Annotated in this window: 1 protein-coding gene; it reads left to right on the top strand. The window is 52.1% G+C overall.

Annotated elements, in window-relative coordinates; translation table 11 throughout:
- Window positions 1–121: 121 nt before the first annotated feature.
- A partial coding sequence (locus ACED87_RS09385) for a helix-turn-helix domain-containing protein (RefSeq protein WP_449090017.1) occupies window positions 122–570 on the top strand: 449 nt, incomplete at its 3' end.

The following is a 570-nucleotide window of genomic DNA, read 5'->3' as shown; positions in this document are numbered from 1 at the left end:
GAGGCTTATTCAAAAGTAGACACGCACCCCACACCCACCAACTAGACAACGGCCCCACCCGCGGCAAAAATATGAGCGTTAAATCTCTACAAATAACCTCAAGCCATACCGGACAAGACCGTTGCTACACCAGCGTACAACCGGCCTCACAGCCACGCAATTCGCCACACTACACACAGCCCTCACCCATCACCTCACCTGGTCAAAACCAGGCGGAAGACCACCAGCGCTAACCCTCACCCAAGCCCTCAAAATCACCCTGCTCTACCACCGCCACAACCTCACCGAAGAACTCCTCGCAGAACTTTTTGCTGTCTCTCAATCGACAGTCTCACGAGCTATCAACACCATCGAAAAGGCCCTGGAGAAGATTCTCACTCCGCTGACTCAGCCTTTGAAAGAAAGCCTCAAAGCACCCGGGTCCTTAGTAGTTGACGGGACTCTGATACCCACGTGGAATTGGCGTTCACTTGGTAAAACAAATTTCTCTGGAAAGCACAAACGAGCCGGATTCAACCACCAAGTCATTTGCACCTTGGATGGAAAGTTGCTGGCTATCACAGACCCGGT

This window comes from Rothia sp. 32237D007AR, assembly GCF_053544675.1.
The sequence above is the reverse complement of the archived record's forward strand: the minus strand, read 5'-3'. Positions and strand labels throughout refer to the sequence as shown.